The sequence below is a fragment of the Desulfurobacterium sp. genome (assembly GCF_027028515.1).
Classification (GTDB): Bacteria; Aquificota; Aquificia; order Desulfurobacteriales; family Desulfurobacteriaceae; genus Desulfurobacterium_A.
Genome location: NZ_JALVIW010000063.1, coordinates 1 through 3,820 on the forward strand (window position 1 = coordinate 1; position 3,820 = coordinate 3,820).

The following is a 3,820-nucleotide window of genomic DNA, read 5'->3' on the forward strand; positions in this document are numbered from 1 at the left end:
CTTTTTATCAGCTGTTCCATTAGCTTTTCTTCATCTATGTAGAGCTTGTCAATGTTTTCCATTACTTCTTTGTCGTTTAAAAAGTCTGCCGTATTTACGGGAATTAAGGTTTTTCCAAGGTGAAGAGATGCCTTTATAAAGGGTAGGGAATACCGTCCGTTGGCTTTAAAAATGTTTCGTATTTCGTTATCGGTTAAACCCAATTCTTTCAATTCCTCATAGGATAATTTAGAAATAATCTCAAAAAACCTATCACCTGATAAAACCCCAAATTTTACGAGTTTTCTGTAGTGAATATGTGGAATGTCGTTAATAAAAAAAAGAACATAGCTTATAGACTTTGCAGGATTGTCGTATTTTATCGGAAGAGAGTTCCTGATATAAGTAACATTGCAGTTATGTTCTGCTAAGAACTTTACGGCTTCTTCTACTGTTTCGAAAGTGAACAAGCGTAGTGAAACAAATCCTTTTAGATCTATATGGTTAGTTATTCCTTTCTGAATATCTTCAGGCTTTATAAAAGTAACATCTGTTAGTATCTGCCTTTTACCGACTTCCTCTAAAACTTTCCTTGCTATGTCTTTTCCGAATATTTTAGATATCTTTAACAGTTTATCATAGGGAAACTCTAGCTGGAAACAGTTGTCAGCTACAAGGAACTTGTTTTCCTTTTTGTCAAGTAGCCTGTATGCCTCACTATCCTTTATAATTTCCGATACAAAAAGGGGACTATTGTTGTAGAAAAGCCTCATCATATATATCAGATAAAACAGACCTATTCCAAACTGCTGAAACTTCTCTTTATTCTTCTCAAAATATTCCCTATTGTTTCTAATATGCTCTTCAAAAGCCTGTACTTTTTTCTTGTTTAAAGAAAGTGGAAACTTTCCTGGAATATCTATTATTTTCAGATCCACTAAAGCCTGAACAAGGTCGGCTCCTTTCGTGATAAACTTCTCTAAATCGGTTATATTGTTGTAAACTGCGTCAAAGCTGTCTATCTTTTCTACGCCTTCGGGAAAAGGGCAGTACTCTTCTATTACACCATCTCTAACAACTGGATTTTCTTTTAGCTTTTTATCGAGGTAGTCAATGTAGTCATTCAGCCTGACTGCTCTAACTTCCATCAAGAGTTCCCTTTTAGGTAAAAAGGTATAAAATATTTTCAAACAGTTTTATCACTTTTTGATATACCCCCCTACAAAGGGGGGCAGAAATGCTTACTTGCCGTAGATTTCTTTGGCGGCCTCTTTAAGAGGTTCCAGGTTGTTCTTGAATGCACTCATCATAGGGTTTGTGGACTTCAGGCCGGCCTCTACGAATGCTTTTGCATCTTTAAACTTTGCCTTGAGCTGAGCTTTTGACGGAGCCATAGAACCATTGTGGCATCCTGCACACTGGGCTTCCCAGACTCCTGCTACGGCAGGGGTTATTCCCATTCCTACAAGCAGTCCAGCTACGATAAGTGCTTTTACTTTCATTTTACCCTCCTTGAAAAATGGTTTCTACTTGAAATGGTAATATATTTTTGCAAACTTTTCAAGAGTGTTCGATATTCAGGTGTTATAATCTGCTTTATGAATCAGTATAAAGTTCTTGAATACATTGCAAGCATTTCAACAACGGTAGGAGTAGTCTTAATTTCTCTCAAACACCCTGGAATCGGTCAGCTGGTTACAGGAATAGGAAATCTCCTGTTTTTTCTCTACGGTATTTTGACAGGCCAGCGGGCACTCGGCCTTTCTGCTCTCTTTCTTGCCGTAATTGAATTTTTCGGCGTTTATAACTGGCTTTTCAGAAACGGATAAAAGACTTGAAAACACTACAAATTTTCTTAAAATTCTTACAGACACTTTTACTCTGAGGAGGGAACAATGCCTGCAACCGTAGAAGTAAAGTTCGTCCCGATCGACAAAAGCGAAAAAATTGAAAAACTTCCCGAAAAAGTAGCCTACAACGGCAAAATTATGCCTGAAAGGGATTTCTACAATCTCCTGAAAGAAAAAGTTGAAAAGGGAATGATTAAACTAGTTCACCTGAAAGAGGTTGTGCTTTATTACCCCACAGAAGATAATAACTACAGAAAGGTTAAAGCAAAACTGGTAGTAGAAGAGAAGTAAGTTTTTCAGAAACGGATTTCGGGGGGCATAGGGATTTTTGAAGCAACGCCCCCCGCAGAGGATTTTTTGTAGAAAGTTCTACCCGTCTTCCTCTTTCAGGATAGCAACTGCAACCTGTTCAAGGTTATCACCGGTTTCAGTTTGGGTAGGCAGGTCAGATTCCTTGAGAATTTTTACAACCACGTCTTCAAATGCTGTCGTGCACATAGTAAACCTCCTCTGTTTTTTTATAATCTTATCATAGTCAGGGCTAAAAGTCAAGTATAATATAAGATAACACGGTAAAGGAGAAAGTGTATGGGATTTAACAAAGAAGATTATATGTTCCTGCTGGCCTTAAACGGTAAAAGAGTAGAGAGGGAAACCAAACTAAAAATTGCAAAAAATCTCTACCTTATAACGGATTTACCGGTAGAGGTAATAGCCAAAACAGTTGAACTGCCGATTGAGGTAGTAGATAAGGAACTAACACCTATTAAAAGAGTTAAAAGCAAGTATAAACTTCAAAAGGATAAAAGCAGTCTTGACAACATTTTACAACACTTAGGAGAAATTAGTTATGAAATCGGTTAAACCTTATTATGAAAGCCAGTCTGGAGTTCTCTACAACGGCAAGGCCGAAGAGATTTTACCTGCTTTCGATTCTGAAAGCGTGGACCTTATAATAACTGATCCACCTTACAATATAGGAGATAAAGACAAATTAACAAAAAAAGGAAATAAACTTGTATCCACAGAAGAAGCCTGGGGTAAAGAGTTTAAGGATTCGTATGATTTTGAAAGGTATGTTGAGTGGATTGTGGAACTATCAAAAGAGTTTTACCGTATTTTAAAGAAAACGGGGAGTTTAATATTGTTTTTGGATAGAAACTACTCAGGCTACTTTGCATACTTAATAGAGAAAAATACAGGCTTTAAACTGCGAAATAAGATCTACTTTGAAAAACTAAATCCACTTCCACATATAAGGAAAAATAACTACCGTTCCTGTATAGAGGAAGCACTATGGTTTACTAAAGGGAAAACCTATTATTTAAACTTTATTTCGCAGGATAAAATGCTTCAAGTTTTTAAGGGTTTTATCGGGAAGAAAAAAACCAGTCATCCGACAGAGAAATATATGTGGATGATTGAACCTCTAATAACAAGACATTCAAAGCCGGGTGATATAGTTCTTGATCCGTTCTTCGGAAGTGGAACAGTAGGAGAAGTGTGTGAACTTAACGGCCGTAGATGGATAGGCGTTGAAAAGGAAGAAAAGTTCTGTCTGATGGCCAAAAGACGAATTGAGAAAATCAGTAAGTTAACTCTTTTTTTAAACAAGAAATAAAAAGAACACTATACTTGAATTTAAAGCGACATATTGGTATAATAAAAAAAATCCTATTCTGGGAGAACAGAGATGAATAGGAATACCATTCTTGGAATTTTATTCTTTACCTGCTATTCCTGTGGGGGTAGTGGTGGTGGCTTCAATGATTTTTCCGAGCCAGATTATAAAGGTGCGTTTGTCTACCAGGATATAAATATTCAGAGGAGTGCTGAAGAAATTTTAAGGGAAGTAAAAGCGTTAAATCTTGATTTTATAATCATTAACTATGACGAATCAGACGGGACAGTACCAATAGCACATCAAGACGAAATTATAGAACTGTTAATACAGAATGGGATAGATGTTTATGTGGGCCTTGATATGAAAT

The 3,820-nt window shown here is 36.6% G+C and carries 8 protein-coding genes; 5 read left to right on the forward strand and 3 right to left on the reverse strand.

What is annotated here, in order from left to right; translation table 11 throughout:
• Both MV676_RS05970 and MV676_RS05975 read right to left on the reverse strand, forming a co-directional pair.
• A partial coding sequence (locus MV676_RS05970; RefSeq protein ID WP_297445798.1) for a hypothetical protein occupies window positions 1-1,127 on the reverse strand: 1,127 nt, incomplete at its 3' end.
• Window positions 1,128-1,220: 93 nt separating this feature from the next.
• Entirely contained in the window at window positions 1,221-1,481 is a 261-nt protein-coding gene (locus tag MV676_RS05975; RefSeq protein WP_297445799.1) for a hypothetical protein, read from the reverse strand.
• 96 nt (window positions 1,482-1,577) lie between these two features.
• On the opposite strand from MV676_RS05975, the gene MV676_RS05980 reads away from it, so the two are divergent.
• Window positions 1,578-1,808 (forward strand): hypothetical protein, encoded by a 231-nt coding sequence (locus MV676_RS05980; protein WP_297445800.1) that lies wholly within the window; start codon window positions 1,578-1,580, stop codon window positions 1,806-1,808.
• 66 nt (window positions 1,809-1,874) lie between these two features.
• Window positions 1,875-2,120 (forward strand): hypothetical protein, encoded by a 246-nt coding sequence (locus tag MV676_RS05985; protein WP_297445801.1) that lies wholly within the window; start codon window positions 1,875-1,877, stop codon window positions 2,118-2,120.
• A gap of 78 nt (window positions 2,121-2,198) precedes the next feature.
• Here MV676_RS05985 and MV676_RS05990 read toward each other — a convergent pair whose 3' ends face one another.
• Window positions 2,199-2,327 (reverse strand): hypothetical protein, encoded by a 129-nt coding sequence (locus MV676_RS05990; RefSeq protein ID WP_297445802.1) that lies wholly within the window; start codon window positions 2,325-2,327, stop codon window positions 2,199-2,201.
• A gap of 90 nt (window positions 2,328-2,417) precedes the next feature.
• Between MV676_RS05990 and MV676_RS05995 the strand changes: the two genes are divergently transcribed.
• The 3 genes from MV676_RS05995 to MV676_RS06005 form a co-directional block, all read left to right on the forward strand.
• A complete protein-coding gene (locus tag MV676_RS05995) occupies window positions 2,418-2,693 on the forward strand; it encodes a hypothetical protein (protein ID WP_297445804.1) in 276 nt (91 codons plus the stop codon).
• Window positions 2,680-3,450 (forward strand): site-specific DNA-methyltransferase, encoded by a 771-nt coding sequence (locus MV676_RS06000; protein ID WP_297445806.1) that lies wholly within the window; start codon window positions 2,680-2,682, stop codon window positions 3,448-3,450. The genes MV676_RS05995 and MV676_RS06000 overlap by 14 nt, the downstream gene beginning before the upstream one ends.
• A gap of 72 nt (window positions 3,451-3,522) precedes the next feature.
• On the forward strand, window positions 3,523-3,820 hold a 298-nt coding region (locus MV676_RS06005), incomplete at its 3' end, for a hypothetical protein (protein WP_297445808.1).